Origin of the sequence: Marivibrio sp. (genome assembly GCF_040218065.1) — a bacterium.
GTDB lineage: Bacteria > Pseudomonadota > Alphaproteobacteria > UBA8366 > Aestuariispiraceae > Marivibrio.
In genome coordinates this window covers 120,551-145,324 of record NZ_JAVJQE010000009.1, presented here as the reverse complement: position 1 = coordinate 145,324, position 24,774 = coordinate 120,551, and the positions used below count along the sequence as shown (strand labels likewise).

The 24,774-nt window shown below is 67.5% G+C and carries 23 protein-coding genes and 1 tRNA gene; 6 read left to right on the top strand and 18 right to left on the bottom strand.

Translation table 11 applies throughout. The annotated features are described in order from the left end of the window. Positions 1-3: 3 nt before the first annotated feature. The 11 genes from ftsW to RIB45_RS09400 all read right to left on the bottom strand — a co-directional run bounded on the left by ftsW (position 4) and on the right by RIB45_RS09400 (position 11,653). Positions 4-1,119 (bottom strand): putative lipid II flippase FtsW, encoded by a 1,116-nt coding sequence (ftsW, locus tag RIB45_RS09450; RefSeq protein ID WP_350050012.1) that lies wholly within the window; start codon positions 1,117-1,119, stop codon positions 4-6. Continuing rightward, positions 1,119-2,522 carry a UDP-N-acetylmuramoyl-L-alanine--D-glutamate ligase gene (gene murD / locus RIB45_RS09445; RefSeq protein ID WP_350050011.1) on the bottom strand — a complete coding sequence of 468 codons (1,404 nt, stop codon included), beginning with the start codon at positions 2,520-2,522 and terminating at the stop codon, positions 1,119-1,121. The genes ftsW and murD overlap by 1 nt, the downstream gene beginning before the upstream one ends. Positions 2,523-2,544: 22 nt before the next feature. Then, positions 2,545-3,630: a phospho-N-acetylmuramoyl-pentapeptide-transferase gene (gene mraY, locus RIB45_RS09440; protein ID WP_350050010.1), complete on the bottom strand. Its 1,086-nt coding sequence runs from the start codon at positions 3,628-3,630 to the stop codon at positions 2,545-2,547. Between the two features lie 19 nt (positions 3,631-3,649). Further along, a complete protein-coding gene (locus RIB45_RS09435) occupies positions 3,650-4,360 on the bottom strand; it encodes a hypothetical protein (RefSeq protein ID WP_350050009.1) in 711 nt (236 codons plus the stop codon). Beyond that, on the bottom strand, positions 4,357-5,841 hold the full coding sequence (locus RIB45_RS09430) for a UDP-N-acetylmuramoyl-L-alanyl-D-glutamate--2,6-diaminopimelate ligase (protein WP_350050008.1): 1,485 nt from the start codon (positions 5,839-5,841) through the stop codon (positions 4,357-4,359). Before RIB45_RS09430 ends, RIB45_RS09435 begins: the two co-directional genes overlap by 4 nt. 6 nt (positions 5,842-5,847) lie before the next feature. Next, a complete protein-coding gene (locus RIB45_RS09425) occupies positions 5,848-7,680 on the bottom strand; it encodes a peptidoglycan D,D-transpeptidase FtsI family protein (RefSeq protein ID WP_350050007.1) in 1,833 nt (610 codons plus the stop codon). 1 nt (position 7,681) lies between these two features. Further along, on the bottom strand, positions 7,682-8,092 hold the full coding sequence (ftsL, locus tag RIB45_RS09420) for a cell division protein FtsL (protein ID WP_350050006.1): 411 nt from the start codon (positions 8,090-8,092) through the stop codon (positions 7,682-7,684). After that, positions 8,089-9,093, bottom strand: a complete 1,005-nt coding sequence (gene rsmH / locus RIB45_RS09415) for a 16S rRNA (cytosine(1402)-N(4))-methyltransferase RsmH (protein ID WP_350050005.1) — start codon at positions 9,091-9,093, stop codon at positions 8,089-8,091. The genes ftsL and rsmH overlap by 4 nt, the downstream gene beginning before the upstream one ends. Positions 9,094-9,096: 3 nt before the next feature. Further along, the gene (locus RIB45_RS09410) at positions 9,097-9,564 is read right to left on the bottom strand and encodes a division/cell wall cluster transcriptional repressor MraZ (protein ID WP_350050004.1); all 468 of its coding nucleotides are present in this window, start codon (positions 9,562-9,564) and stop codon (positions 9,097-9,099) included. An 869-nt stretch (positions 9,565-10,433) separates the two neighbouring features. Then, entirely contained in the window at positions 10,434-11,054 is a 621-nt protein-coding gene (locus RIB45_RS09405) for a cytochrome P460 family protein (RefSeq protein WP_350050003.1), read from the bottom strand. A 143-nt stretch (positions 11,055-11,197) separates the two neighbouring features. After that, entirely contained in the window at positions 11,198-11,653 is a 456-nt protein-coding gene (locus RIB45_RS09400) for a nucleoside deaminase (RefSeq protein ID WP_350050002.1), read from the bottom strand. Positions 11,654-11,766: 113 nt separating this feature from the next. Between RIB45_RS09400 and RIB45_RS09395 the strand changes: the two genes are divergently transcribed. Next, the gene (locus RIB45_RS09395; RefSeq protein ID WP_350050001.1) at positions 11,767-12,711 is read left to right on the top strand and encodes a hypothetical protein; all 945 of its coding nucleotides are present in this window, start codon (positions 11,767-11,769) and stop codon (positions 12,709-12,711) included. A 241-nt stretch (positions 12,712-12,952) separates the two neighbouring features. Here RIB45_RS09395 and clpA read toward each other — a convergent pair whose 3' ends face one another. From clpA to RIB45_RS09380, 3 genes are all read right to left on the bottom strand, one after another. Then, on the bottom strand, positions 12,953-15,367 hold the full coding sequence (gene clpA / locus RIB45_RS09390) for an ATP-dependent Clp protease ATP-binding subunit ClpA (RefSeq protein WP_350050000.1): 2,415 nt from the start codon (positions 15,365-15,367) through the stop codon (positions 12,953-12,955). 143 nt (positions 15,368-15,510) lie between these two features. Continuing rightward, positions 15,511-15,918 (bottom strand): ATP-dependent Clp protease adapter ClpS, encoded by a 408-nt coding sequence (clpS, locus tag RIB45_RS09385; protein WP_350049999.1) that lies wholly within the window; start codon positions 15,916-15,918, stop codon positions 15,511-15,513. Positions 15,919-16,233: 315 nt separating this feature from the next. After that, positions 16,234-16,309: transfer RNA gene (locus RIB45_RS09380), tRNA-Thr, on the bottom strand. Between the two features lie 504 nt (positions 16,310-16,813). Between RIB45_RS09380 and murA the strand changes: the two genes are divergently transcribed. Together murA and RIB45_RS09370 are read left to right on the top strand one after the other, a co-directional pair. Next, positions 16,814-18,088: a UDP-N-acetylglucosamine 1-carboxyvinyltransferase gene (gene murA, locus RIB45_RS09375; RefSeq protein WP_350050127.1), complete on the top strand. Its 1,275-nt coding sequence runs from the start codon at positions 16,814-16,816 to the stop codon at positions 18,086-18,088. 86 nt (positions 18,089-18,174) lie between these two features. After that, entirely contained in the window at positions 18,175-18,636 is a 462-nt protein-coding gene (locus RIB45_RS09370) for a DUF2948 family protein (protein WP_350049998.1), read from the top strand. A 19-nt stretch (positions 18,637-18,655) separates the two neighbouring features. Here the strand turns inward: RIB45_RS09370 and RIB45_RS09365 are convergent, their stop codons facing one another. Continuing rightward, positions 18,656-20,032, bottom strand: a complete 1,377-nt coding sequence (locus RIB45_RS09365; protein WP_350049997.1) for a formimidoylglutamate deiminase — start codon at positions 20,030-20,032, stop codon at positions 18,656-18,658. A gap of 131 nt (positions 20,033-20,163) precedes the next feature. Between RIB45_RS09365 and hutI the strand changes: the two genes are divergently transcribed. Together hutI and RIB45_RS09355 are read left to right on the top strand one after the other, a co-directional pair. After that, positions 20,164-21,384, top strand: coding sequence for an imidazolonepropionase (hutI, locus tag RIB45_RS09360; RefSeq protein WP_350049996.1), 1,221 nt, complete (start codon positions 20,164-20,166; stop codon positions 21,382-21,384). Continuing rightward, the gene (locus tag RIB45_RS09355) at positions 21,381-22,142 is read left to right on the top strand and encodes a formylglycine-generating enzyme family protein (RefSeq protein ID WP_350049995.1); all 762 of its coding nucleotides are present in this window, start codon (positions 21,381-21,383) and stop codon (positions 22,140-22,142) included. Before hutI ends, RIB45_RS09355 begins: the two co-directional genes overlap by 4 nt. A 133-nt stretch (positions 22,143-22,275) precedes the next feature. On the opposite strand, the gene hutG is transcribed toward RIB45_RS09355, so the two are convergent. The 3 genes from hutG to RIB45_RS09340 all read right to left on the bottom strand — a co-directional run bounded on the left by hutG (position 22,276) and on the right by RIB45_RS09340 (position 24,357). Further along, positions 22,276-23,067 (bottom strand): N-formylglutamate deformylase, encoded by a 792-nt coding sequence (hutG, locus tag RIB45_RS09350; protein ID WP_350049994.1) that lies wholly within the window; start codon positions 23,065-23,067, stop codon positions 22,276-22,278. Between the two features lie 60 nt (positions 23,068-23,127). Continuing rightward, positions 23,128-23,796 carry a dienelactone hydrolase family protein gene (locus RIB45_RS09345; RefSeq protein ID WP_350049993.1) on the bottom strand — a complete coding sequence of 223 codons (669 nt, stop codon included), beginning with the start codon at positions 23,794-23,796 and terminating at the stop codon, positions 23,128-23,130. Positions 23,797-23,895: 99 nt separating this feature from the next. Further along, the gene (locus RIB45_RS09340) at positions 23,896-24,357 is read right to left on the bottom strand and encodes an Lrp/AsnC family transcriptional regulator (RefSeq protein ID WP_350049992.1); all 462 of its coding nucleotides are present in this window, start codon (positions 24,355-24,357) and stop codon (positions 23,896-23,898) included. Between the two features lie 166 nt (positions 24,358-24,523). Here RIB45_RS09340 and RIB45_RS09335 point away from each other — a divergent pair, with 166 nt between their 5' ends. After that, positions 24,524-24,772, top strand: a complete 249-nt coding sequence (locus tag RIB45_RS09335; RefSeq protein ID WP_350049991.1) for a DUF6356 family protein — start codon at positions 24,524-24,526, stop codon at positions 24,770-24,772. The last annotated feature ends 2 nt before the right edge of the window (positions 24,773-24,774 follow it).

Below are 24,774 nucleotides of genomic sequence, written 5' to 3'. Positions count from 1 at the left end.
CGCTCACGCCGTCACCCCCGGTCGTTTGCGCGTCAGCGCCAGCAGCATCCCCATCCCGATCGCCAGCGCCAGCAACGACGAGCCGCCGTAGGACACGAACGGCAGCGTCATGCCCTTGGTCGGGATCAGGCTCAAGGTGGAGGCCATGTTGATCAGCGCCTGCAGGCCGAACTGGACCAGCAGGCCCGTCGCGGCCAGGACGACGAAGAGGTCGTTGTCCTGCAGGACGCGCGCGAAACCGCGCAGCACGATGAAAGCGAAGATCGCGACGATGGCCAGGCAGGCGAACATTCCGAATTCCTCGCCGGCCACAGCGAAGATGAAGTCGGCGTGACCGTCCGGCAGCACGTTCTTGACCGTCCCTTCGCCGGGGCCGCGGCCGAGCAGCCCGCCGTTCGAGAACGCCTCCATCGCGCGGTCGACCTGATAGCTGTCGCCCGAGGCGGGGTCGAGAAACCGGTCGATTCGGCTTTGCACATGCGGGAAGACGAAATAGGCGGCGACCATGCCGACGGCCCCCAGGGCCGCCATGATGATGACGGCGAGCATCGGCATGCCGGCCAGGAAGAATTGCGCGAACCAGATCGCGGAAAGCACCGCCGCCTGGCCCACGTCCGGCTGCATCAGCAGCAACGCCAGCACCAGGGCGAACAACCCCGTCGCAATGACGAAGCCGGGAACCTCCTCGCCCAGACGCTGAGCCGAGAACATCCACGCCGCGACGACGGCGAAGGCGGGCTTCACGAACTCGCTCGGCTGAATCGAAAAGCCGCCGAGTGAAATCCAGCGCGTCGCGCCCTTGATCTCGGGGCCGATCGTCAGGGTTGCGACCAGCAGCGCGACGCTGAGCGCCAACAGGCCGACCGCGATCCGACGGACCTGCCGGAGGTCGGCGAGCGAGACGAAAATCAGCACGGCGAGCGCCGGCAGCAGGAGGATGCCCTGCTTGCGCGCGAAGTAGAACGGGTCGGCGCCGATGCGCTCTGCGACCGGCGGGCTGGCGGTGACCGTCAGCATCAAGCCGAGGCCCGCCAGCACGACCAGGGCCGCCAGCGTCCATCGGTCGACCGTCCACCACCAGCGGCCCAGGACGGAGGTGTCGTTGCGCGCGATCGCCATCACGACGCCTCCTCTCGCGCGTGGGCAAGCCGCTTCACGGCGCTGCGGAAGGCCTCGCCGCGGGCCTCGAAATCCTTGAATTGGTCGAAGGAGGCGCAGGCCGGCGACAGCAGGATCGCCGCGCCCGCACCTCCTTCGTTACCCGCCAGGGTGAAAGCCTGCTCGACCGCGCGGGCGAGTTCGCCTGAACGCGTGGTCGAGACTTTGTCTTTGAGGGTCGCCTCGAAGGCCTCTTCCGCCTCCCCGATCAAAAAGACGTGGCGGACATGAGCGAGGTGGGGCAGGGCGGCGTCGAGGCCGCCTTCCTTCGGCCGACCGCCGGCGATCCAATAGATCCGCTCGTAGGCCGCCAACGCCTTGGCGGCGGCCTCGGCGTTGGTCGCCTTGCTGTCGTTGACGAAGGCGATCCCGTCGATCTGGGCGACCAACTCCTGGCGGTGCGCCAGGCCGGGGAAGCTTTTCAGGCCTGCGGCCGCGTCGGCGGCGCTGACGCCCATCAGCCGGCAAACCGCATAGGCGGCGGCCGCGTTCTGTCGATTGTGGCGCCCCTTCAGCGCCGGGCAATCGGCAAAGGCGACGACCGGCTGCGCCGTTCCGTCAAGATCGTCGATCAGCCGATCCGGACCCTCAGCGTAGACGCCGCCGGGACAGGGCGCCTCGGCCGAGACGCGCACCAGCCGGCGGGCGCCGCGCGCGGCGATCTCATCGGCCGTCTGCGCGGTGTGGACGTCGTCGACGGCGACCACCGCCGCGCCGCCCGGCTTGTCGTTTTTGAAGATCCGCCGCTTGGCCTGCAGATAGCCTTGCAGCGAGCCGTGGCGGTCCAGATGGTCCGGCGTCAGGTTCAGGAAGACGCCGATGTCGAAGGCCGCCTCCTCAATCAGGTCGAGTTGATAGGAGGAGGTCTCCAAAACGTAGATCTCGTCGGGTCCGATCGGCTCGAGCGACAAGGCGGCCCGACCCAGATTGCCGCCAACCTCGACCCGCTTTCCGGCCGAGCTCAGCATGTGTGCGATCAACGCCGTGGTGGTCGACTTGCCGTTGGTGCCGGTGATCGCGATGAACCGCGCCGCGGTTTGCTGGCGCGCCAACAGCTCGACGTCGCCCAGGATCGGCACGCCGGCGGCGCGGGCGGCCGGCACGGCCGGATGGGGCTTCGGGTGGGTTAGCGGCACGCCCGGCGCCAGAATGAGCGCCGCCGCGCCGTTCAGCGCGCCGGGCGCGCTCGGGTCGCGAAGCGCGAAGCCCTCGGCCTGCGCCTGCGCGCGCCCGGCCTCGCCGTCGTCCCAGCACGCGACGTCCGACCCGCCCAGCGCGAGCGCGCGCGCCGCCGCCAGGCCGGAGCGGGCCATGCCCACCACCTGGATGCGTTCGCCGCGGAAGATGTCGACCGGAACCGTCATGACGGGGTTGCGTCCTTGTCCCTCAGCGCAGTTTCAGGGTGGCGAGACCGATCAACGCCAGCACGCTGGCGATGATCCAGAAACGGATGACGATGGTCGGCTCCTGCCAGCCCTTTTTCTCGAAATGATGGTGCAGCGGGGCCATCGCGAAGACGCGCTTGCCCGTCAGTTTGAAGGAGAGCACCTGTACGATGACCGACACGGTCTCCAACACGAAGAGGCCGCCGATGATCGCCAGCACGATCTCGTGCTTGGTGACCACGGACATCGCGCCCAGCGCGCCGCCCAACGAGAGCGAGCCGGTATCGCCCATGAAGACCATCGCCGGCGGCGCGTTGTACCAAAGGAAGCCGAGACCGGCTCCGATGATCGCGCCGCACAGCACGGCCAGTTCGCCCGCGCCGGCGACGTAGTGGATGCCCAGATACTCCGAATAAACCGTGTTGCCGACCAGATAGGCGATGAAGCCGAAGCAGCCGGCCGCGATCATCACCGGGACGATGGCGAGCCCGTCCAGCCCGTCCGTGAGGTTCACGGCGTTCGAGGCGCCGACGACGACGAACAGCGCGAAGGGCACGAAGAACCACCCCAAATTGATCAGCAGATCCTTGAAAAAGGGCACCGCCAGACCGGTCGCCAACGGATCCGGCGTCGTCGTCACGAACCAAACGGCCGCGGTTCCGCCGATCAGGATCTGAAACAGCAGCTTGAGCTTGCCGGGCAGGCCCTTGGAGTTGCGCTTGGTCAACTTCAGAAAGTCGTCGGCGAAGCCAATCGCGCCGAACCCGACGGTCACCAGCAGCACAAGCCAGACATAGTGCTGCGACAGATCGGCCCACAGCAGGATCGAAAACGCCATCGCCAAAAGGATCAGCACACCCCCCATGGTCGGCGTGCCGGCCTTCTTGAGGTGGCCTTCGGGGGTGTCTTCCCGGACGTTGGAGGCGCCGGCCTGCTTGGCGCGCAGCCAGCGGATCACGCCCGGCCCCAGCACGAAGGCCAGGAACAATGCGGTCATGATGGCCCCGCCCGTCCGGAAGGTCAGATAGCGGAACAGGTTGAAGACCGTGAATTCGTCGGCCAACGGGGCGAGGAGGAGATGAAGCATGGGGCCGGCGTCTCCTCTCTTAATCCGCGCGAAGGCCGGAGAAGCGCGCGCTGGCGGCGGCGACGTCGCCGCCCAGCGCCTTGACGGCCGTCAGCGCGGCGAGCGCGGCGTCCAGCCTTTCGAATCCGGGCGCGCCGATCGACATGTCGAAACTGTCGCGCCCCACCTGCAGGCAGGCCGCGGAGCAGGTGGTGTAGAACTGTGCGTCGAGAACCCGCACGGCGGCGCCGGGGCGGCGGCCGTAGGCTGCGACCCGCAACCCCGGCACGTCCTCGAGCGCGGCCAGGCAGCCGGTGCAGCGGGGGTCGTCAGCGTTCAGCACGACGGCGCCGACGCGACCCAGCCGCTCGACCGTCTCGAGCGCTAGCGAGGGGTCCACGCATTCCTCGAACAGCACGACGTCCGGGTCCAACGCGCGGGCGTGCGCGGCGCCGCGTCGCAGCGCGGCGATCTCCGCGGCCAGAACCAGGGCGGGCGCGTCGTCCGGCGCGTCCTCGAACGCGGCTTTCAGAACTTTCGGCCCGGCCAGACGCCAGTCGACGACCGGCGCCGGACGCGCGCCGCCGAGCGCGGCGGCCAGCGCATCAGCGAACGGGCCGTCCGGCGCGCCGATCGTCAGCGCCACCGGCGCTTGAAATCCGGCGCGCAGGGCCGCGATCGCTTCGATGAATTTCGCCTCGCGGCCGATCGGATGGGTTCGGCGGGTCCGGCTGGCGCGGCGGTCGCTCATTGCGCGTCCCCCCTATCATGGCCGGCCGCGCGGGCGGCGGCCTCGCGCACGACGCTCGCGTCGTCGAAGGGCAGCACGGTGTCGCCGACGGTCTGACCCTGCTCATGGCCCTTGCCGGCGACCAGCAGCACGTCGCCGGGTCGCAACTGGGCGACCGCCGCGTGGATCGCTTCACGGCGATCGCCGATCTCCTGGGCGCCGGGGCAGGCGGCGGTGATCTCGGTGCGGATGGCGGCCGGGTCTTCGCTGCGCGGATTGTCGTCGGTGACGACGGCGGCGTCGGCGAAGCGCGCTGCGATTTCGCCCATCATCGGACGCTTGCCGCGGTCCCGGTCGCCGCCGCAGCCGAACAGCGCGATCAGGCGACCGGTCACGTGCGGGCGCAGCGTCTCCAGCACCGTCTGCAGCGCATCCGGCGTATGGGCGTAGTCGACATAGATCCGGGCCTTGTCGGCGGTGACCGCCGCCGGCTCCAATCGGCCGCGCACGCCTTCCAGACGCGACAAGCACGGGACCGCGACCCGGGCGCTGGAGCCGGTGGCCAGCACGAGGCCGAGCGCCGCCAAGGCGTTCTCCACCTGGAAGCGACCGGGCAGGGGGAAGTCGACCTCGTAACGCTCCCCCATGACGTCGAGGGCGAGATCGAAGCCGCCGCCGCGGGGCTCGATCTTCAGGCACCGGATGCGCCCGTGCTCCAAGCCGTAGCTGACGAGCTCCAGCCCGCGCTCGTGCGCGATGTTGGCGAGCGCGTCGAACTCGGCGGCGCGGGCGTTGGCGACCAACGCTCCGCCGCGCGGCAGCAATTCGTCGAAAAGTCTGAGCTTGGCCGCCCGATAAGCCTCCATCGTGCCGTGATAATCCAGGTGATCGCGGCTGAGATTGGTGAAGGCCGCAGCCGCGAAGGCGACGCCGTCGAGGCGGTATTGATCCAGGCCGTGGGACGAGCATTCCATCGCCACATGCTGGATTCCGGCCTCGGCCAGTTCGCGCAGGTGGCGGTGCAAGTCGACCGGATCAGGACTGGTAAGGCCGGCCCCGCCGGGGAAGCCCGGACCCTGGACGCCGAGCGTGCCGACGCTGGCGGCCGGCGCGCCCGTCGCCTGCCAGAGCTGGCGTGTGAAGCTGGCGACCGAGGTCTTGCCGTTGGTGCCGGTCACGCCGACGCACAGGTCGGGCTGCGGGCGATAGAAGCGCGCCGCCATCTTGGCGAGACGGCGGCGGGGATTGCTGTCGGTGACGAGGGTGACGCCCGCCCCGAGGTCGTCGGCCGACAGCGCGCCGGGCGGCGCCAGCACGGCGATCGCGCCGGCGGCGACGGCGTCCTTGGCGAAACGCGCGCCGTCCGTCTTCGACCCCGGAACGGCGGCGAAGAGGTAGCCGGGCCGAACCTGGCGGCTGTCCGCGGTCAGGCCGGTGAGCGGCAGATTGGGGAGGGCGCCGTCGCCGTTCATGAGCTGGTTTTCGTCCTCTTCGTCCTGCACGGGTCGTCAGTCGTTGATCGCCGCCGTCATTGTGGCGGTGAAGGAAGCCAGGCGTTGTTGGTCGCCCGCGGGCGGAGTTAAGGCCATGGCGCGGAGAATTTCGGGCGCGTCCGGATCCTGCGGCTGAACGCCGGCGATCGGCGCGATGCGCTCGATGATCCGACCGGCCGTCGGGGCCGCGACCCAGCCGCCGGTGGCGAAGCCGAAGGTGCTCTCATTGCCCTTGGGCTCGTCGAGCACGACGTAGACCACGTAGCGCGGATCGGTCATCGGGAAGGCCGCCACGAAAGAAGAGATCAGCGCCTTGCGCGCGTAGCCGCCGCTCGCGCCGACCTTTTCCGCCGTCCCGGTCTTGCCGCCGACCAGATAGCCCGGCACGTCCGCCTTGCCGCCGGATCCGTCCGGATGCGTCGCGTTGAGGCGCATCAGCTTTGCGACCGCCTCGGCCGCGGCGGAGGAGACGACGCGCTCGCCCTGCGGGCGGGCGGTGCGCTTCAGCAAGGTCGGCTGCAGCTTCACCCCGTCGTTGAGCATCGCGGCGACGCCGTTCGCCAGATGCAGCGGCGTCACCGACAGGCCGTGACCGAAGCTGATGGTCATCGTGTTGATCGGGCGCCAGGTGCGCGGGTACATCGGCCGCCCGGCCTCGTTCAACTCCATATCCAGGCGGTCAAGGAAGCCGAGCCGGCGCATGAAGTCTTTCTGGCCCGCCGGACCGACCTCCAGCGCCATCTTCGCCGACCCGATGTTGGAGGAGTGGATGAAGATCTCCGGTACGGAGAGCCAGCGGTTCTCGGCGTGGAAGTCGTTGATCGCGTAGCGCGCGACCCGCAGCGGCTCGCTGGCGTCGTACCCGCCGGCGAGCGTTACCGTGCCGGCGTCGAGCGCCATGGCGGTGTTGAAGATCTTGAAGGTGGAGCCGAGTTCGTAGACGCCCAGCGTTGTGCGATTGAAGCGCGCGTCGGCCGGCGTCGCGGTCGGATGGTTCGGATCGAAATCGGGCAACGAGACCAGCGCCGCGACCTCACCCGTCTTGACGTCGAGCACAACGCCCGCGCCGCCGATCGCCTTGAACTCCTCGACCGCCGCCGACAACTCGTCGTGCAGCACATGCTGCATGCGCAGGTCGATCGAAAGCGCGACCGGCTCGTCGCTCGCCAGCAGCCGGTCCTCCAGACTTTTCTCCAGGCCCGAGAGGCCCTTGTTGTCGATGTCGGTATAGCCGAGAACGTGGCTCAGCAGCGGGCCTTGCGGGTAGACCCGCGTCTCGCGCCGATGGAAGTCGACCCCGGCGACGCCCAGCCGATTGATCTCGTGCTGCTGGCGGGGCGTCAGGTTGCGATGCACCCACACGAAGCCGGCGTCCTTGGATAGCGTCTCGGTCAGCCGGTTTTCGTCCAACTCCGGCAGCACGGAGGCGAGCTTGCGCGCCGCGTCCTGCGGGTCCAACAGGCGGCGCGGATTGGCGCTCAGCGCGACTGTCTGAAGGCTGGTGGCCAGCAGTTCGCCGTTCCGGTCGACGATGTCCGCGCGCTCGGTGTCCACCTTTTCGGCGCGTACGGCCGTCAGGCTCTTCGGCTCGTGCGGGTCGGCTAGGGCCGAGACTTCGACCACGCGGCTCCCGACGGCCATGAAAGCCAACGCCATGACCGCGCCGGTGATCAGCAGGCGCGTGCGCCCGGTTTCGATCGCCTGACGGAAGACGCCGTCGGTGCGCGCGGGCGCGCAGTCGACCACGCTCTTCGGCTTGCGCTCGGCGCGATAGTCGGCGCCGCGCGGGCGCTGCTCCAACGGATGGACCGGCGTCGGCCGCCGGGTTCTCTTCAAAAGCCCGAACATCTTAGGTCCCCCCTTCTGAGGTTCGCAGGCTCGCCGGCAGGGCTTCTGCCCCGCGCTTGTCGGCGTCGGCCGCAGGGCCGATCGGCGGCGCCGGCGCGCCGGGCGCGTCGTCGCCGTCGTTCTCTTCGGTCGCGCGGCGCATCGGCAGCGCGTCGAGCGTCATCACCTGGCCCGGATGAATGCGGTCGAGCATCGGCAGCCAGTCGGCGCTCAACTGCTCCAGCCGCGCCGGACGGTTCTGGTAGGACCATTCGGCCTCCAGCACGTGGACGGCCTCCTGCTCCTCGACGATCTCGTTATTGAGGCGGGTCAGCTCGGATTCGAGCGCCTCCACCTCGAAGGTGATGTGGAACAGCGTGGCGCCTGTCGCGCCCAGCAACAGAACCCAAACGACCAGAAGGACGGCTCTCATCGCCGGCCCCCTTTCCGGCGGACGTCCGCCGTCTCAATCGGCCAGGCCGGCGCTTCGGTGCGCAGCGCATAGCGCAGCCGGGCGGAGCGGGCGCGGGGATTGACCGCCGTCTCGTCCGCCTTCGGCTTGTCGACGCCGCCCGACGGTAGCGTGAAGGAGGGCGCGCGGGCCTGTTCCGGGCGCTCCGGCAGATGGCGGCTGCCGCCGCCGGCGCGGCCGCTGCGCGCCTTCAGGAAGGTTTTGACCCGGCGGTCCTCAAGGCTGTGGAAGGAGACCACCACCAGACGCCCGCCCGGCGCCAGCAGCCGCTCGGCGGCGATCAGCGCGCGATCCAGCTCGCCGAGTTCGTCGTTCACTTCAATGCGCAGGGCCTGGAAGGTCCGCGTCGCGGGGTCGATCCCGTCCTTCGACTTCGGCGTGACCGAGCGCACGATGTCGGCGAGGCGCGCGGTGGTCTCGATCCGCGCGTCGGCGCGTGCGGCGACGATCGCCTTGGCGATCCGGCGCGAGAAGCGCTCCTCGCCGTATTCGAAGATCACGCGGGCGAGGTCGGCCTCGGCCCAGCCGTTGACCACGTCCGCCGCGGTCGGCCCCTCCAGCGACATCCGCATATCGAGCGGCCCGTCGAACCGGAAGGAGAAGCCGCGCGCGGCTTCGTCCAGCTGCGGCGAGGAGACGCCGAGGTCGAGAACCACGCCGTCTAGGCGCTCGACGCCGACCTCGGCCAACAGCCGGTCCATCTCGCCGAAGCGGCCCTGCAGCAGGGTGAAGCGGGTCGGGAAATCCTCAGCCAGGGGCGCGCCGCGGGCGATCGCGGCGGGGTCGCGGTCGACGGCGTAAAGCCGGCACGCCGCCGCGTCCAGGATCGCGCGACTGTAACCGCCGGCGCCGAAGGTGCCGTCCAGATGCACCTCCCCGTCCGCGGGCGCGAGGCGGGCGATCACCTCGCGCAGCATGACGGGGGCGTGCGGGCCGGGGGCGCGGGGGAGGACGGCTTGCATGGCTCAGCCCTCCCCGTTTCCGCCGCCCTTGGGGCGGAGCGGCAGGGTGCGCCCCTTCACCCGCTGGCGGGCGCGGTCCGAATGCTCGGCGAAGCGCTGGGGCGACCAGATCTGGAAGCGCGAGCCGCGGCCGACGAAGGTGGCGGCGCCGTCGATCCCGGCCAGACGGGCGAAGTCCGGGGGCAGGACCAGACGGCCGGTCTCGTCCAGCTGCGCCTTGCGGGCGTTGGCGACGATGCTGGCGCCGAGATCGTCTTCTTCGTCGGAATAGAGGGGGGCGTCCTCGATGGAATCGACGATGCGCTGCATGAACTGCTTGTCGCAGGCCTCGAGCGCCTCGTCCCGGGGCGAGGGATAGATGTAGACCACGCGCTGCCCTTCGTCGGGCAGCTCGGCGCGGAAGTCGGCCGGAAGGGACACGCGCCCCTTCTTGTCGACTTTGTTTTCGAAGGTGCCGGTGAACAGCGCCATCGCCCGCGGGTCCAATCCCCAGTGCCGCCTGCCGGCGGCGTTCGCCCAGACGCCGGCCCGACCCGTCGGTCGGCGGCGTCGCCCTGGAAGTCGATCCTGCGCCCGTCCCCAAACGCCCCTTGCGGGAACGGGCCCATTACGCGGATCATCTTTCATGGGCATTTATGGGATATCATGGGATCAAGTGACCCGTCAACGACAATACAGGTAATAATCCGGTCAGAAGAAATCCTCGTGCGGGTTTTGAAAGTAGTGAGGGGTCGAGTGAAAGCCCTGGCGCCCGCTGTCGGCGCCCGTTTACTCCGGTCGATCTTCTTTTGTTCTATTTTATCTAAAAAGAACGAAAACAGAACTCGGAATGCGCCCACGAAATCCCATTCGGGCCCGGTCGCGTCCCCTTATAGAGGGAGGGCGCCGGCGGACCGGCGGCGTTCGGACTTGCAGCCCCCACCCCTCTCCCCTGTGAAGAGGAGAGGGAGAAGAAAAGCCCTCGCCCCCTTTATAGGGGGAGAGGGAGGGGCCCGCGGGCGCGCGAGCGGCCGGGGGAGGGTGAGGGGATGGCGGCAGTTAAGCGCCGTCGCCGGGACTTACAGCTCCCACTCCACACCCCGGCTCTCTCCCCTGTGAAGGGGAGAGGGAGAAGAAAAGCCCTCGCCCCTTTATAGGGGGAGAGGGAGGGGCCCGCGGGCGCGCGAGCGGCCGGGGGAGGGTGAGGGGATGGCGGCAGTTAAGCGCCGTCGCCGGGACTTACAGTTCCCACCCCACACCCCGCCCCGCCCCTCTCCCCTGTGAAGAGGAGAAGGAGAGGGGGCGCCGGTCGTTCGGGTGGAGAATCCGCAGAGGCGCGCCGGCCGCGGGGCGGCCCCGGCCTATTTCGAGACCCGCACCTCCGGCACGGGATAGCCCATGCCGCCCTGGTGGGCGAAGGTCTCCTGGTGGCACTGGCTGCAGGCCGTGTAGACGTTGATCGCCATCGGCTGGCCGCCCGGCGCGACCATCATGTAATACCAATCGTCGGTCTCGGGCGAGACGCCGGCCTCGACCTTCTGCATAAAGAAGAGCGGACCCTTCCGGGCCGCGCCGTCCTCGGTCACCGTGAAGCTTTCCTTGGCGATGACGGTCCCGGCCGGGACCGTGACGTCGTCGCCTTCCGCGAACTCGGTGTAAGCGTCGAAGCCGGTCTCGTTGACGTAGGTCAGCAGATAGCGCCCGCTGTGGAAGCCCGGGTCGGCGGGCAGCGTGCTGGCCAGTCCCCAATCGCGATAGTCTTCGACGAACGCTTTCGGGATCCAGCGCTTCGGTCCGGCGTTGTAGCCGGCGTAAAGATCGTCCTTCAGGCACTCCCAGACGGCCTGGGCGTCCTCATAGCTCATCTCGGCGCGCGGCTTGTCGACGTCGCAGGCCGCGTGCGCGCGGTCCGCCCCGAGAACGGCGAGGCCGACGCCGGCGGCGACGGAGGCGAGGCAGGCGGCGCGAAGAAAACGGGTCATGATCAAGGTCCCCCAACTGGCGTTGCTGATAACGGCGGGGCGATCATGGGGCGGCCCGGCGGGGCCTGGGAAATCAAGGGCGAACACTGATGCGTGAGCCGGCGGTGAGCGCGGTCCCGGCGCCTCGACGCCGGCGGCGCGCGTCACGATGCGGCGATATCCTCCCGCCACAAATCCGGATTCTCGGCCTGGAAGCGGCGCATGAGGGAGATTGAGGGGGCGTGGGGGACGACCGCGACCGCGACGCCGCGGCTCTCCAGAAAGGGGACGTCGCCTTCGAAATTCTCGACGTCGGCGATCACGACGCGCGGGACGCCGAATTGTATGATCGTGCCGGAGCACATCATGCAGGGGCTGAGCGTCGTGTAGAGGGTCGTATCCCGGTAGCTCGCCCGCCGTCCGGCGTTCGCCAGGCAATCCATCTCGCCGTGCAGGATGGGGCTGCCCTTCTGGACGCGCTGATTATGGCCGCGGCCGATCACCTGGCCCGCAGAATCGACGAGGACGGCCCCGATCGGGAGACCGCCCTCGTCATAACTCTTCTGCGCCTCGGCAAAGGCGGCGTCGAGAAAGGGGGCGTGTTTGGCTAGTACTTTCATCGTTTAACCTCAACGATTCCCGGTGCGAAACGCACTCGTGTGATTGGAATATTGGAAAATGATACGTATTATGATTGCACATATTATCATCTACATGGAGCCGGAGTACTCCGATGAACTCAGCATCGACGCCAATCGCTCTCTATCTCGATCTTGCCCCTGACCGACATCCAGACATTGAAACGGTCGCAAGAGCGATGATCGAGTTTAAATCCGGGCTTAAGGAAATAACAGATATCCTCGACCCAAACGTAGTAGTCTCGGTTGGTCTGGTTAAGACCGATGAAGGTAGCTTATCGATCCAAGCTCTTATTACCTTCGTTAAAAGAAATTCGAAAAAATACACCGATAAAAGAACTATTGCTGGTGTTGTTATTGCAACCGGATTCTGGTTCGGCGCTGGTGTTGCGGAATACATTGTAGAAAACGCACTTGATGCGGCTGGCGTGGGCGAGGCAATCGAGAATGTCGTTAAAGATATGGGGTTGGCTTCAGATGATGAAAATACCGAACAAGAAGAAATCTCAGAAGAGCAAATCCAAAGGATTATTGAGAAAACTTTGGAACTGATCGAAAAGCGTGATCGCGCGCCCACACCTCAGCGTACCTTTCGCATCCTTCAGCGTGACGATGCAGTTATTGGTGCCGGGATTAGGTTGAGTTCGGATCCCGCCGGGCCTGTTACTATTGTCCCGCGCTCGGAGTTCGCACGGCGATCAGGAGCGGGTGAGGATATTCATATCGAGAGTGATACCAAAAGAGTTAGCCACTCTGAAGAGTGGGTCTATCTAATCAGCCCTGTTCTCGTCCAAGAGAAACGCCGATGGAAATTCTCCGGTAGTCGCGGTGAATTTGGTGCATATGTAAAAGACGAAGAGTTTTTATCAAAACTGCTAAGAGGAGATTTCCACCTTGAAATGGTTACCGGAATCAAAATGTATGTCCAAATGGAAACTGTAGAGAAAAGAGAGGATGGCGTCTGGAATGTTCAAGAAACAACAATCATAAAGATTTTAGATTGTCAGCCTCCCGCCGAACAATCGGAAATCAACTATTAATTTCTTCTGAACAGCAGCAGAAGCGTTCCACCTATTAGTCCTGCGAGTGCTGTAAATATAGAAGCTTCATGGCCGAAAATTATGCGCACAAAAAGCAGTATAAATAATGCACTAACTACGCCTAGTAGCATTAAATGAACTGTTTGCGTTTTTTTGGGCGACCATCTCATTTTCGATGCTGCCCGTTAAAGGTAGGGCGTGCGCACGAGAACGCATAGGCATCCTCGTGCGCACATATCTCTTACCGCCCCTCGACCGGCGCCGGGTCTTTGCCGCCGGCGGGCGTGCCGCCGCCTTCGTCCCCGGCGTCCGGGCCGGCGTCGGGGCCGGACTTCTTGGCCGAGGCCTTTTTAGCGCCGGTCTTCTTGGCCGCGCTCTTCTTCGCGGTCCCGGTCTCCGGGAAGGCGAATTTGAGCGCGTCGGCCTCGCGGTCCAGATCGACCAGCACCGAGCCGCCGTTGGAGAGCTTGCCGAACAAGAGCTCCTCGGCCAGCGGGCGCTTGATCTGCTCCTGGATGACGCGGGCCAGCGGCCGTGCGCCGTAGAGCTCGTCATAGCCCTTCTCGCCCAACCAGGCGCGCGCCTCGTCCGTCAGCTCGATCGCCACGTCGCGGTCGGCCAGCTGGGTCTCCAACTGGATCACGAACTTGTCGACCACGCGGCCGATCACGTCCTGGCTCAACGGCGCGAAGGGGATGACGGCGTCGAGGCGGTTTCGGAACTCCGGCGTAAACATCCGCTCGATCGCCTCGGTGTCGTCGCCCTCGCGCTTCGCCCGGCCGAAGCCGATGGCCGGCTTGGCGAGGTCGGCGGCGCCCGCGTTCGTGGTCATGATCAGGACCACGTTGCGGAAATCCACCGTCTTGCCGTTGTTGTCGGTCAGCTTCCCATAGTCCATCACCTGCAACAGGATGTTGAACAGATCCGGGTGCGCCTTCTCGATCTCGTCCAGCAGCAGCACGCAGTGCGGCGTCTGGTCGATCGCGTCGGTCAGCAGGCCCCCCTGATCGAAGCCGACATAGCCCGGCGGCGCGCCGATCAGGCGGCTGACCGTGTGACGCTCCATATACTCCGACATGTCGAAGCGCTTCAGATCGACGCCGAGCGAGCGGGCGAGCTGACGCGCCACCTCGGTCTTGCCGACGCCCGTGGGGCCGGAGAACAGGTAGGAGCCGATCGGCTTGTCCGGCTCGCGCAGCCCCGCACGGGAGAGCTTGATCGCGGCCGAAAGCGCGTCGATCGCCTTGTCCTGGCCGTAGACCATGGTCTTCAGCTCGCCCTCGAGGTTCTTGAGCGCGGCGCGGTCGTCGCGGCTCACCTGCTTCGGCGGGATGCGCGCGATCTTGGCGACCACGCCCTCCACGTCGCGCGGGCCGATCTGCTTTTTCCGCCGGCTTTCGGGCAGCAGCATCTGGGAGGCGCCGACCTCGTCGATCACGTCGATCGCCTTGTCGGGCAGCTTCCGGTCGTTGATGTAGCGCGCCGAGAGCTCCACCGCCGTCTTGATGGCGTCCTGGGTGTACTTCACCTTGTGGTGATCCTCATAGTAGGGCTTGAGCCCGATGAGGATCTTGATGGCGTCGGCGACCGTCGGCTCGTTCACGTCGATCTTCTGGAAGCGCCGCGCCAACGCGCGGTCCTTCTCGAAATGGCCGCGGAACTCCTTATAGGTGGTCGAGCCGATGCAGCGCAGCGCGCCCGAGGCGAGCGCAGGCTTCAACAGGTTCGACGCGTCCATCGCGCCGCCGGTCGTCGACCCGGCGCCGATCACGGTGTGGATCTCGTCGATGAACAGGATGGCGCCGTCGGTCGCCTCCAGCTCCTTCATCACGGCCTTGAGCCGCTCCTCGAAATCGCCGCGATAGCGCGTGCCGGCCAGCAGCGCGCCCATGTCGAGCGCGAAGATGGTGCAGTCCTCCAGCACCGCCGGCACGTCCTTCTCGACGATGCGCTTGGCCAGACCCTCCGCGATCGCCGTTTTGCCGACGCCCGGGTCGCCGACCAGAAGCGGGTTGTTCTTGGTGCGCCGGCACAGGATCTGGATCACCCGCTCGACCTCGCTGGTCCGGCCGATCAGGGGATCGATCTTGCCGGCCCCGGCCTTCACGTTGAGGTCGATGCAATAGGCGTCGAGCGCCTCATGGCCGTCCTTGTTGACCTCCTCGGCCTTCGCGCCCTCCTCGGTGCCGGACGGCGTCTTCTTCTCCGGCGCGTCGTGGCCGGGAACCTTGGCGATGCCGTGGCTGATGTAATTGACGGCGTCGAAGCGCGTCATGTCCTGCAACTGCAGGAAGTAGACCGCATGGCTCTCGCGCTCCGAGAAGATCGCGATCAGCACGTTGGCGCCGGTCACCTCTTCGCGCCCGGAGCTCTGCACGTGGATCGCCGCGCGCTGCAGGACGCGCTGGAAGCCGGCGGTCGGCTTCGGGTCCTCGGTTAGAACCGTCACCAGGTTGGAGAGGTCGTTGTCGAGATACTCCGTCACGTCGGCGCGCAGCTTCTCCATGTCGACGCCGCAGGCGCGCATGACGGCGACCGAATCCTGATCCTCGGTGAGCGACAGCAGGAGGTGCTCCAGCGTCGCGTATTCATGGTTGCGCGTGCTGGCGTAGGCCAGCGCCCGGTGCAGGGTCTCTTCCAGGGTTTTCGACAGCATCTGGGCGCCTCTATCCTTTCTGACCGACGGGCCGCGGCCGGCCGGCCTTCAGCAACATCCAACTCCGTTCCGATCCGAATCGTACGCCGCAGGCGTCGTCCGCCGCAAGGGCGTCGCCGGATCGATCGTCGCCCGCCGCCGCGTCACGCATCCTTCTCGAGCGTGCATTGCAGCGGGTGGCCTTCCTTGCGCGCGGTGTCCATCACCTGCGTGACCTTGGTCTCGGCCACCTCGTAGGTGTAGACGCCGCACACGCCCACGCCGCGATGGTGGACGTGCAGCATAATCTGAGTCGCCTGGTCGCGGCTCTTGCCGAAAAACCGCTCCAGCACATAGACGACGAACTCCATCGGCGTGTAGTCGTCGTTCAGCATCAGCACCTTGTACATGCTGGGCTTTTTGGTCTTCGGTTTGGTTTTGGTGACGACCGCGCCGCCCGGGCCTTTGGGCGCGCCGACGTCGTCGTCGCCGTCGTCCGCCTTGATCAGCGGAGCGGGGGCCGGCGCTGCGGGCCGGCGGAAATCCTGTCGATCGCTGCGATCCTGCCTCATGACCTACCCGAAAAGGATGCGTGGCGCGTGAAGCCCGGCGAACGCATCCGCCGCGCGCCCCGGAGCTTGGCGATGGGCCGGTCGGCGGACCAGCGTGACGCCGCCGACGGCTTAGCTTGTCTGTCAGAGGTTAATATTGTGCGAAGGTTAAGGGAAGGGAAGGGCGCCCTCCGGAAAGAATCAGGGCGGTTTCAAGGCGCGCGCTTGGGCCGGGGCCGGGGCGCGGCCCCGCGCTGCGCCGAGCCGAAGAGAGCGGCCGGATCCGTCTTTTTCGGTCGGTCGTTTCGACCGGGAGCGGAGAATAGATCTGAAGAATGGTGCTGCAGGGCGGATTCGAACCGCCGACCTCGCCCTTACCAAGGGCGCGCTCTACCGCTGGAGCTACTGCAGCCCAGAGCGGCGGACGGCGGAAAATCGGGCCGTCCCCGTCGGTGCGCGCGGTGTATGCCACAGGCGTTCGCGCCCTGCAAGCGCGCCGGCTCGGGTTTTTGAGGCGGATTGACGGGCGCGTCCGCCCCGGGCTACCACCGCACTCATGAGCCCCGCGTCCGTAGACGATCAAGCCCGACGCCGCCAGGAAACGCTGGCGGCGAAGCTGCGTGAGAATCTCGCCCGTCGAAAGGCCCAAAAGCGCGCGCGCCGCGACGCAGACGCCGCCTCTCCTCCGGGCGATTCGCAGGAGTCCGCCTCGGCCCCGGAGGCCGGCGGCGGGCAAAACCCTTCCGCCTCAGGGTCATGATTTCGCCCTCTTGTTGATCGAGGCTCACCGGCCTAGACAAGAGAATGCTCGCTCGATCCCGCCCGTCCCCCTTCCGTCGTTTCAATTGGAGCGCCTTTCATGACGCCGCACGATCTATCCGCCTTGATGGAGCGCGAGCGCGCGGAGACCGCCGGGATGGATAGCATTCGCATCCAGGGCGGCCGGCCGCTGAAGGGCGAGATCCGCATCGGCGGCGCGAAGAACGCCGCCCTGCCGCTGATGGCGGCGGCGCTGCTGACCGACAAGCCGCTCGTCCTGCGCAACATGCCGCGGTTGGCCGACATCGCGACGATGGGCCAGCTGCTGGCGCAGCATGGCGTCGCGATCGATCTGGCGGAGCCGGCGGACGGCGTCTCCGGCCGGGTCGCGACGCTGAACGCGGCCGGCGTCGACAACACCACCGCGCCCTACGACATCGTTCGCAAGATGCGCGCCTCGGTGCTGGTGCTCGGTCCGCTGTTGGCGCGCTTCGGGCGGGCGCGGGTCTCGCTGCCCGGCGGCTGCGCCATCGGCACCCGGCCCGTCGACCTCCACCTCAAGGGGTTGGAGCAGTTGGGCGCCGAGATCGAGCTCAATCAGGGTTATATCGTCGCCACGGCGCCGAACGGGCTGATCGGGGCCGACGTCGTCTTTCCCTTCGTCTCGGTCGGCGCGACCGAAAATCTGCTGACCGCGGCGGCGCTGGCCAAGGGGACGACGCGGCTCAGAAACGCGGCGCGCGAGCCGGAAGTCAGCGACCTCGCCGAGTGTCTCGTCGCCATGGGCGCCAAAATCGAGGGGATCGGCACCGACACGCTGACGATCGACGGAGTGGAGGCGCTTCACGGCGCCGATCACGAGGTGCCGCCCGATCGGATCGAGACCGGCAGCCTCGCGATGGCCGCCGCGGCGACCGGCGGCGACGTGACGCTGCTCGGCGCGCGACCCGACATGCTGGAGCAAGTCTTTCGCACCATGGGGCAGGCCGGCGCCGTGCTCGACGTCGAGCCGGACCGCGTACGCGTACGCTGCCCGCGCGTCGTCGGCGTCGACGTGATGACCGAGCCCTATCCCGGATTCCCGACCGATCTGCAGGCGCAGATGATGGCGATGCTGACCCGCGCCGAGGGCGCCTCGATGATCACGGAATCGATCTTCGAGAACCGCTTCATGCACGTGCCCGAATTGACCCGCATGGGGGCGAACATCAATCTCCACAGCCGCTCGGCGATGGTGCGCGGCGTGCGGCGCCTGACGGGGGCGGAGGTGATGGCGACCGATCTGCGCGCCTCGGTCTCGCTGGTGATCGCGGGGCTGGTGGCGGAGGGCGAGACGATCGTCAACCGCGTCTACCACCTGGATCGCGGTTACGAGCGTCTGGAGCACAAGCTCGCCGCCTGCGGCGCGCAGATCGAGCGCGTGTCGCGCTGATCTGGACGCGTCCGCCTGCGGCGTTATAGTTCGACGCTCTGAACCACGCCGTTTCTCGATCCGATGGAAAGGCCCGATCACCACCCATGACGACCGGCGCGAAAGACACCGGCCCGCTCAAGCTCGTCGCCCGCGATCTCGAGGATCTCTCGGTGATTTCCTCAATGGTGCAGGATGCGATCGTGCCGCCCGTGGATATGACCTATCTGCCGGACGAGGGGACGTTCGCGTTGGCGCTCAACCGCTTCCGTTGGGAGACGGCGGGCGACGGGCCGCCCTATCAGCGCACCCATGCGGGCCTGCGCGTCGGCCATGTCACCGCGGTCCGGCGCAAGGGCGTCGACCCGCAGGGCGACAAGGACCGCCTGCTGGATCTGCTGGCGATCGCCTATGCGGAGGCCGACGGCGACAAACCCGCAGCCGTCCACTTGCAGTTCGCCGACGATCGCGCGATTCGGCTTGAGGTCTCGGAGCTCGCCGTCGCGCTCGCCGATCTGGGGGAGCCGTGGCCGACGCAATGGAAACCCGGCCACGAGATGGGCGAATAGCCGCCGCGTCGCGCCGGCGTTAGCCGAACAGCTTCGTCAGCGTCGTGCGGTAATCCGCGCTGGCGTCGACGCCGAGCGCGTGGCGCCGGCCCGATATGACCCGCTTGCCGGAGACATAGACGTCCCAGACCGGCGTCCCTTCTGCGGCGAACAGCCAGCCGTCCAGGATCGCGTCGCCCGTTCGCTCTGCGATGTCGGGATGCGCGCCGTCGAGGACGACCAGATCCGCCTCCGCCCCGACCTCGATCCGCCCGCACGCGCGTCCGGCCGCCTGTGCGCCGCCTTCGGCCGCGGCGGCGAACAGCGCGGCCCCGGCGGACGGGCGCGCCGGTCGGGGCGCGATCAGGCGGCGGCGCTCCACCAGTCGCTGGCCGTATTCCAGCAGCGCCAATTCGCGCGCCGGGTCGCGCATGACGTGACTGTCCGTGCCGACGCCGAAGCGCCCGCCCGCCGCCAGATAGGCCGACAGCGGGAAAAGCCCGTCCCCCAGATTGGCCTCCGTCGCGGGGCACAGGCCTGCGACCGCGCCGCTGGCCGCCAACAAACGCACCTCCGCCGCGTCCAGATGCGTGGCGTGCACGGCGCACCAGCGAGGGTCGAGGCCGACCCGCTCCGCCAGCAGCGCGAGCGGACGAGAGCCGGTGGCGGCCAGGCAGTCCTCGACCTCCTTAACCTGCTCGGCGACATGGATGTGGATCGGCGCGTCGCCGTCCATCGCGCGCAGGCCCTCAACCGCCTCCTTTATCATCGGCGTCGGTGCGGCGCGCACGCTATGCGGCGCGATCCCGATGCGCACCGACGGGTCGTGCGCGTAAGCCGCCCGAAGGGTCTCGACGATCGCCAACAGGCTCTGCGGGTCGGTCTTGAAGCGGCGCTGACGGTCGGCCAACGGGGCGTCTTGGAAGCCGCCGGTCGCGTATAGCACCGGCAGATGCGCGACCGCGATCCCCGCTTCGCGCAGGCCGTCGATCACCGCCTTACTCATCGCCGCCGGATCGTCGTAGGGCCGACCGTCCGGATTATGATGCAAGTAATGGAACTCGCAGACCCCGGTGAAACCGCGGCGCAAACATTCGACGGCCAACTGCCGGGCGATCGCCGAGGCGTCTTCCGGTTGCAAGGTCTGAGCCAGGCGATACATCGTCTCCCGCCAGCCCCAGAAATCGTCGCCGCCGCCGTCCGTGCGCTCTTCGGCCCGACCGGCCATGGCGCGCTGGAAGCTGTGGCTGTGCAAATTGACGAGACCCGGCACGACGGGGCCGACGGCGCGCGGCGCGCGGCCGGGCTCGGCGTTCGGTTCGATCGCACCGATGCGCCCCTGCGCGTCCCAGCGGATAAGGGCCCGATCGACCCACCCCTCAGGGGTCAGAACGCAGGGGACGAAGAGTTCGGACATGCAATCGCTCCGGATCGGGTGGCGGGGCTGGCGCGGCGGCGGCGCTTGTGGCTTGCTGAAGGACAGGAAAACTGACCCGGCCGCTCGGAAGACGCAAGCCGATCGGGACGGGCGGGAAAGGTGGGTGCGCGATGTGGGATCAACTTTGGCTGAACGCGGATCTGGCGACGATGGAGCCGTCCTCGCGCCCTTACGGCGCGATCGAGGACGGCGCGCTGGCGGTCGAGGCCGGGCGCATCGCCTGGGTGGGACCGCGGGCCAATCTGCCCGACGCGCCCGAGGCGCTGGCCTCTCAGGTGCGCGACGCCGGCGGGCGCTGGATCACGCCTGGGCTGGTCGACTGCCACACCCACCTGGTTTACGGCGGCGACCGAGCGCGGGAATTCGAACTGCGCCTGGAAGGAGCGAGCTACGAGGAGATCGCCGAGGCCGGCGGCGGCATCGTCTCCACCGTCGAGGCGACGCGCGCGGCGGACGAGTCCGCGCTGCTGGAGAGCGCGGGCGCGCGCCTCGACGATCTGTTGGCCGAGGGCGTCACCACGGTCGAGATCAAGTCCGGCTACGGCCTCGATCCCGAGAACGAGGCCAAGATGCTGCGCGTCGCGCGGGCGTTGGGGGAAAGCCGGCCGGTGACGGTGAGGACGACCTTTCTTGGCGCGCACGCGCTGCCGGCCGCCTTCAAGCAGGACGCCGACGGCTATATCGACCAGGTGATCGAGGAGCAGTTGCCCCGCGTCATCGCTGAAGGCCTGGCCGACGCGGTCGACGCCTTCTGCGAGACGATCGCCTTTTCGCCGGATCAGACGCGGCGCGTCTTTGACGCCGCCAAGGCCGCCGGGCTGCCCGTCAAGCTGCACGCCGACCAGCTCTCCGATCTGGGCGGGGCGGCGCTGGCGGCGGAATACGGGGCGCTCAGCGCCGATCATCTGGAATACACGACCGAGGCGGGCGTCGCTGCAATGGCGCAGGCCGGGACCGTCGCCGTGCTGTTGCCGGGCGCCTTCTACACCCTGCGCGAAACCCAACTGCCCCCGATGACGGCCTTCCGCGCGCACAAGGTCCCGATGGCGCTGGCGAGCGACGTCAATCCGGGCTCCTCGCCGATCACCTCGCTGCGGCTCGTGCTCAACATGGCCTGCACGCTCTTCCGCATGACGCCGGAAGAGGCGCTGGCGGGCGTGACGCTGAACGGCGCGAAGGCGCTGGGGCTCGACCAAGAGTGCGGCAGCCTGCGCGTCGGAAAGCGCGCGGATTTCGTGCTGTGGGATATCGAGACGCCGGCGACGCTCGCCTACAGGCTGGGGGGCGATCCGTGCGCGGGCGTTGTGCGCGGCGGGCTCGTAGTGCGATGAAGGCGTCGGCGCTCGCGGCCTTGCTGACGTTGGCCGCCCTCGGCGCGGCCGCGGCGGAAGAGGCGCTGCCCCCGCCCGGGGAGCGCTTCCGCGATTGCGCCGACTGCCCGGAGATGGTCGTCCTGCCGCCCGGGACGTTCATCCTGGGCAAGCAGGGCGGGCGGCGTGCGGAGGCGCCCGCCACGCCGGCTGCGATCGACGCGCCCTTCGCCATCGCCCGAACCGAGACGACCTTCGATCAGTATCAGGCCTGCGTCGACGACGGCGGCTGCGCGGAGATCCCGTGGGATCGCGACTGGGGCCGCGCGGACCGGCCGGCGATCTACGTCACTTTCGACGAGGCGCAGGCCTATGCCGATTGGTTGGCGGCGCGCACCGGCCGCGCCTACCGTCTGCCCAGCGAGCGGGAGTGGGAGTACGCCGCGTTGGGCGGCGCGCCGGCCCCGTCGACCGGCGCGGGGATCGCCAACTGCGACGGGTGTCTGTCGGCGGCGCCCGGGCGCACGCTGCCGGTCGGATCGTTGCCGCCGAACGGCTTCGGCCTCCACGATATGCTGGGCAACGTGATGGAATGGACGCGCGACTGCTGGCGGCCGAGCCACGCCGCCGAGGCGGCGCAAGACTGCCGCGCGCGCGTGCGAAAGGGCGGCAGCTGGTACTTCGACCGCACCGTCTCGACCCCCAGCTACCGCGCGTCGGGCCGGCTGACCCATGAGGCCTACGACGTCGGATTCCGAGTGGTCGCGACGACGGAATAGAGAGGAGGCGCGCATCGTGAGGACGGCCGGGTGAAGCTCGGCCATAAGGGCCAAGGATTTTCTTGGATGCGGGAAGAGAAGGAGCGTCAAGCCCGGGCTTGACCCCGAGATCTCGCGGAGTCCGCGCTAAGCGTCAGGGGCGCCAGGCCTGCGCCGTCTCCAGGAGCGCACGCAGGACCGGACGCAGCCGCTCCGCCTTTGCCGGCTGGTAGGGGAAGGGCGGCGCTTCGTCCATGTAGAGGTCCTGGGTCAGCTCCAACTGCACCGCGTGCCAGCCCTGCGCGGGGCGGCCGTATTGACGCGTGGTGTAGCCGCCCTTGAAGCGCCCGTTCCAGACCTGCGTGAACGCGCCGCCGGCCTCCTCCGCCGTCGCGGCCAGCGCTTTGGCGAGGCCCGGGTCGCAGGCGCCGCCGCCCGCCGTCCCGAAGTTGAGGTCGGGCAGCCTGCCCTCAAAGAGTCGCGGCACGCGAGAGCGGATTGAATGCGCCTCCCACAGGACCGCAAAGCCGTGGACGCCGACGAGGCGCGTCATCTCCGCCTGAAGGGCCTCGTGATAGGGCGTCCAGAAGCCGTCGACGCGCGCGAAGGTCTCCGCCATGTCGGGGCCGCAGTCGTCGATATAGATCGGCCGCTTGTCGAAGGTGTCGATGGGAATGAGGCCGGTGGTGTTCTGGCCCGGATAGAGATTTTCGTCGTCCGGCGGTCGGTTGAGATCGACCACATAACGCGAATAGTTCGCCGCCAGCGCCGAGCAGCCGAGATCGGCGGCGAAGTCGTACAACCGGTCGACATGCCAGTCGGTATCGGGAAGCCGGCGCGCTTCGGGGGTGAAGCGCGCCAGAATTTCGTCGGGAACGGCCAAGCCGGCATGGGGGATGCTGACCAGCACCGGCCCCGCGCCCTGGTTGAATCGGTAGGGTTTCATGCCGGCTTCTATAGGCCGTCGCCGCGCTTCTGTCGACGCGGCGTTTTTTTCGCCGTGCGTCTAGGTCGCCAGATGCCTCTCCAGGAAGTCGATGGTGCGGCCCCAGCTGGTCTCAGCGGCGTTCTTGTCGTAGGCCTCGACCTGATCGTTGAAGAAGGCGTGCTGCGCTTCGTAGCGGTGCAATTCCGCCACCGGCGCCGGCGCCTGCTTCAACTCCGCCTCCAATTGGCCGACGGCCTCGGGCGTGCACCAATCGTCCTGCGTTGCGAAATGGCCTTGGAAGGGGACCCGAATCTGCGCGGGGTCGGCCTGCTCCTTCGGCGGGATGCCGTAGAAGCAGACGGCGACATCGCATTCGTCCAGCTTCACGCCCGAAATGATGGTGAGCGCCCCACCCATGCAAAAGCCCATGACGCAAACCTTCAGGCCCTTGGCCTTGAGCGCCTGGGCGGCGCCGCGCACCTCCTGCGTGACCGCGCCGCCCCAGTCGAGATTGCTCATGATGTGGTTGGCCTCATCGGCGTCGCCGGCGATGCGGCCTTCATAGAGGTCGGGCGCGAGCGCCGTGTAGCCTGCGGCGGCGAACCGCTCGGCCGTGCGCTTGATCTGGTCGTTCAGCCCCCACCATTCCTGGATGACGATGACGCCGCCTTTGGGCGCGTCGGCTTCCGCCAGATAGCCGTCGACCTGATGGCCGTCCGGACAGTCGATCTTGATCATGTCGCCCATAAGCTCGCTCCTCTTGTTCGTCGCGCGGCGCGTCTCGTCGGCGTCGCTGAGCTTAAGACATAGGCGGCGCGTCGGGACGTGAAAAGACGCGGCTCCCGCTTACGTCAAATAGTCGAGCGGCAGTTCCGTCGTGTTCTTGATCTCCTCCATCGCGAAGGACGAGGAGACGTCTGTCATGTCGACCGAGGCGATCAGGCGCTTATAGAAGCGGTCGAACGCCGGGATGTCCGGGATCGCGACCTTCAGCATGTAGTCGATCTCGCCCGACATGCGGTAGAACTCCACGACCTCGGGAAACTGCTTCACGGCCTCCGCGAAACGCGATAGCCAGTCGGCGTTGTGGTGGGCCGTGCGAACGGCGACGAACACCGTGACCCCCAGACCGATCTTGGACGGATCCAACACCGCCACCCGTCCCCGGATCACGCCCCTTTCCTCCAAGGCTTTGACCCGACGCCAGCAGGGCGTGGTGGACAGGCCGACGCGCTCCGCCAACTCGCTCATCGACAGCGCGGCGTCGCGCTGCAGTTCGGCCAGAATCCGTCGGTCGATTGCGTCCACTGTTTCTTCTTTCGGGGCAGGGGTGCGATAGCATACCAGTAAACGCTTTTATTATAAAATCTTTTTCTAAGACCATCCAGGATCGGCGCGATGTTCGCAAAGATTTGTCCCGCCGATCGCATTAGGCTGGTCGCGTCATCCTGAGAGCGAGAGAGGAGAGCGCGCCATGACCGATCTCAAGCGGTTGTTCACCGAGCACCCGGCGAGCGTCGGAGAAAGCTACGGCGAGCATATGGGGCAGGCGCTGAGCTTCGCCGGCGGGTGCTTCTTGGCCGGCCTCGCCTGCCTGATTCACGCCTTACTTCCCTTCGCTTGCGTCAAGACGGGCAGCCGGCGGATCGCAGCGCTGTATGAGCGGATGGTGACCAACCGGGTGCGCGCCGAGCGCCGGAGCGTCGCCGCGCCGGCGGAGTAGCG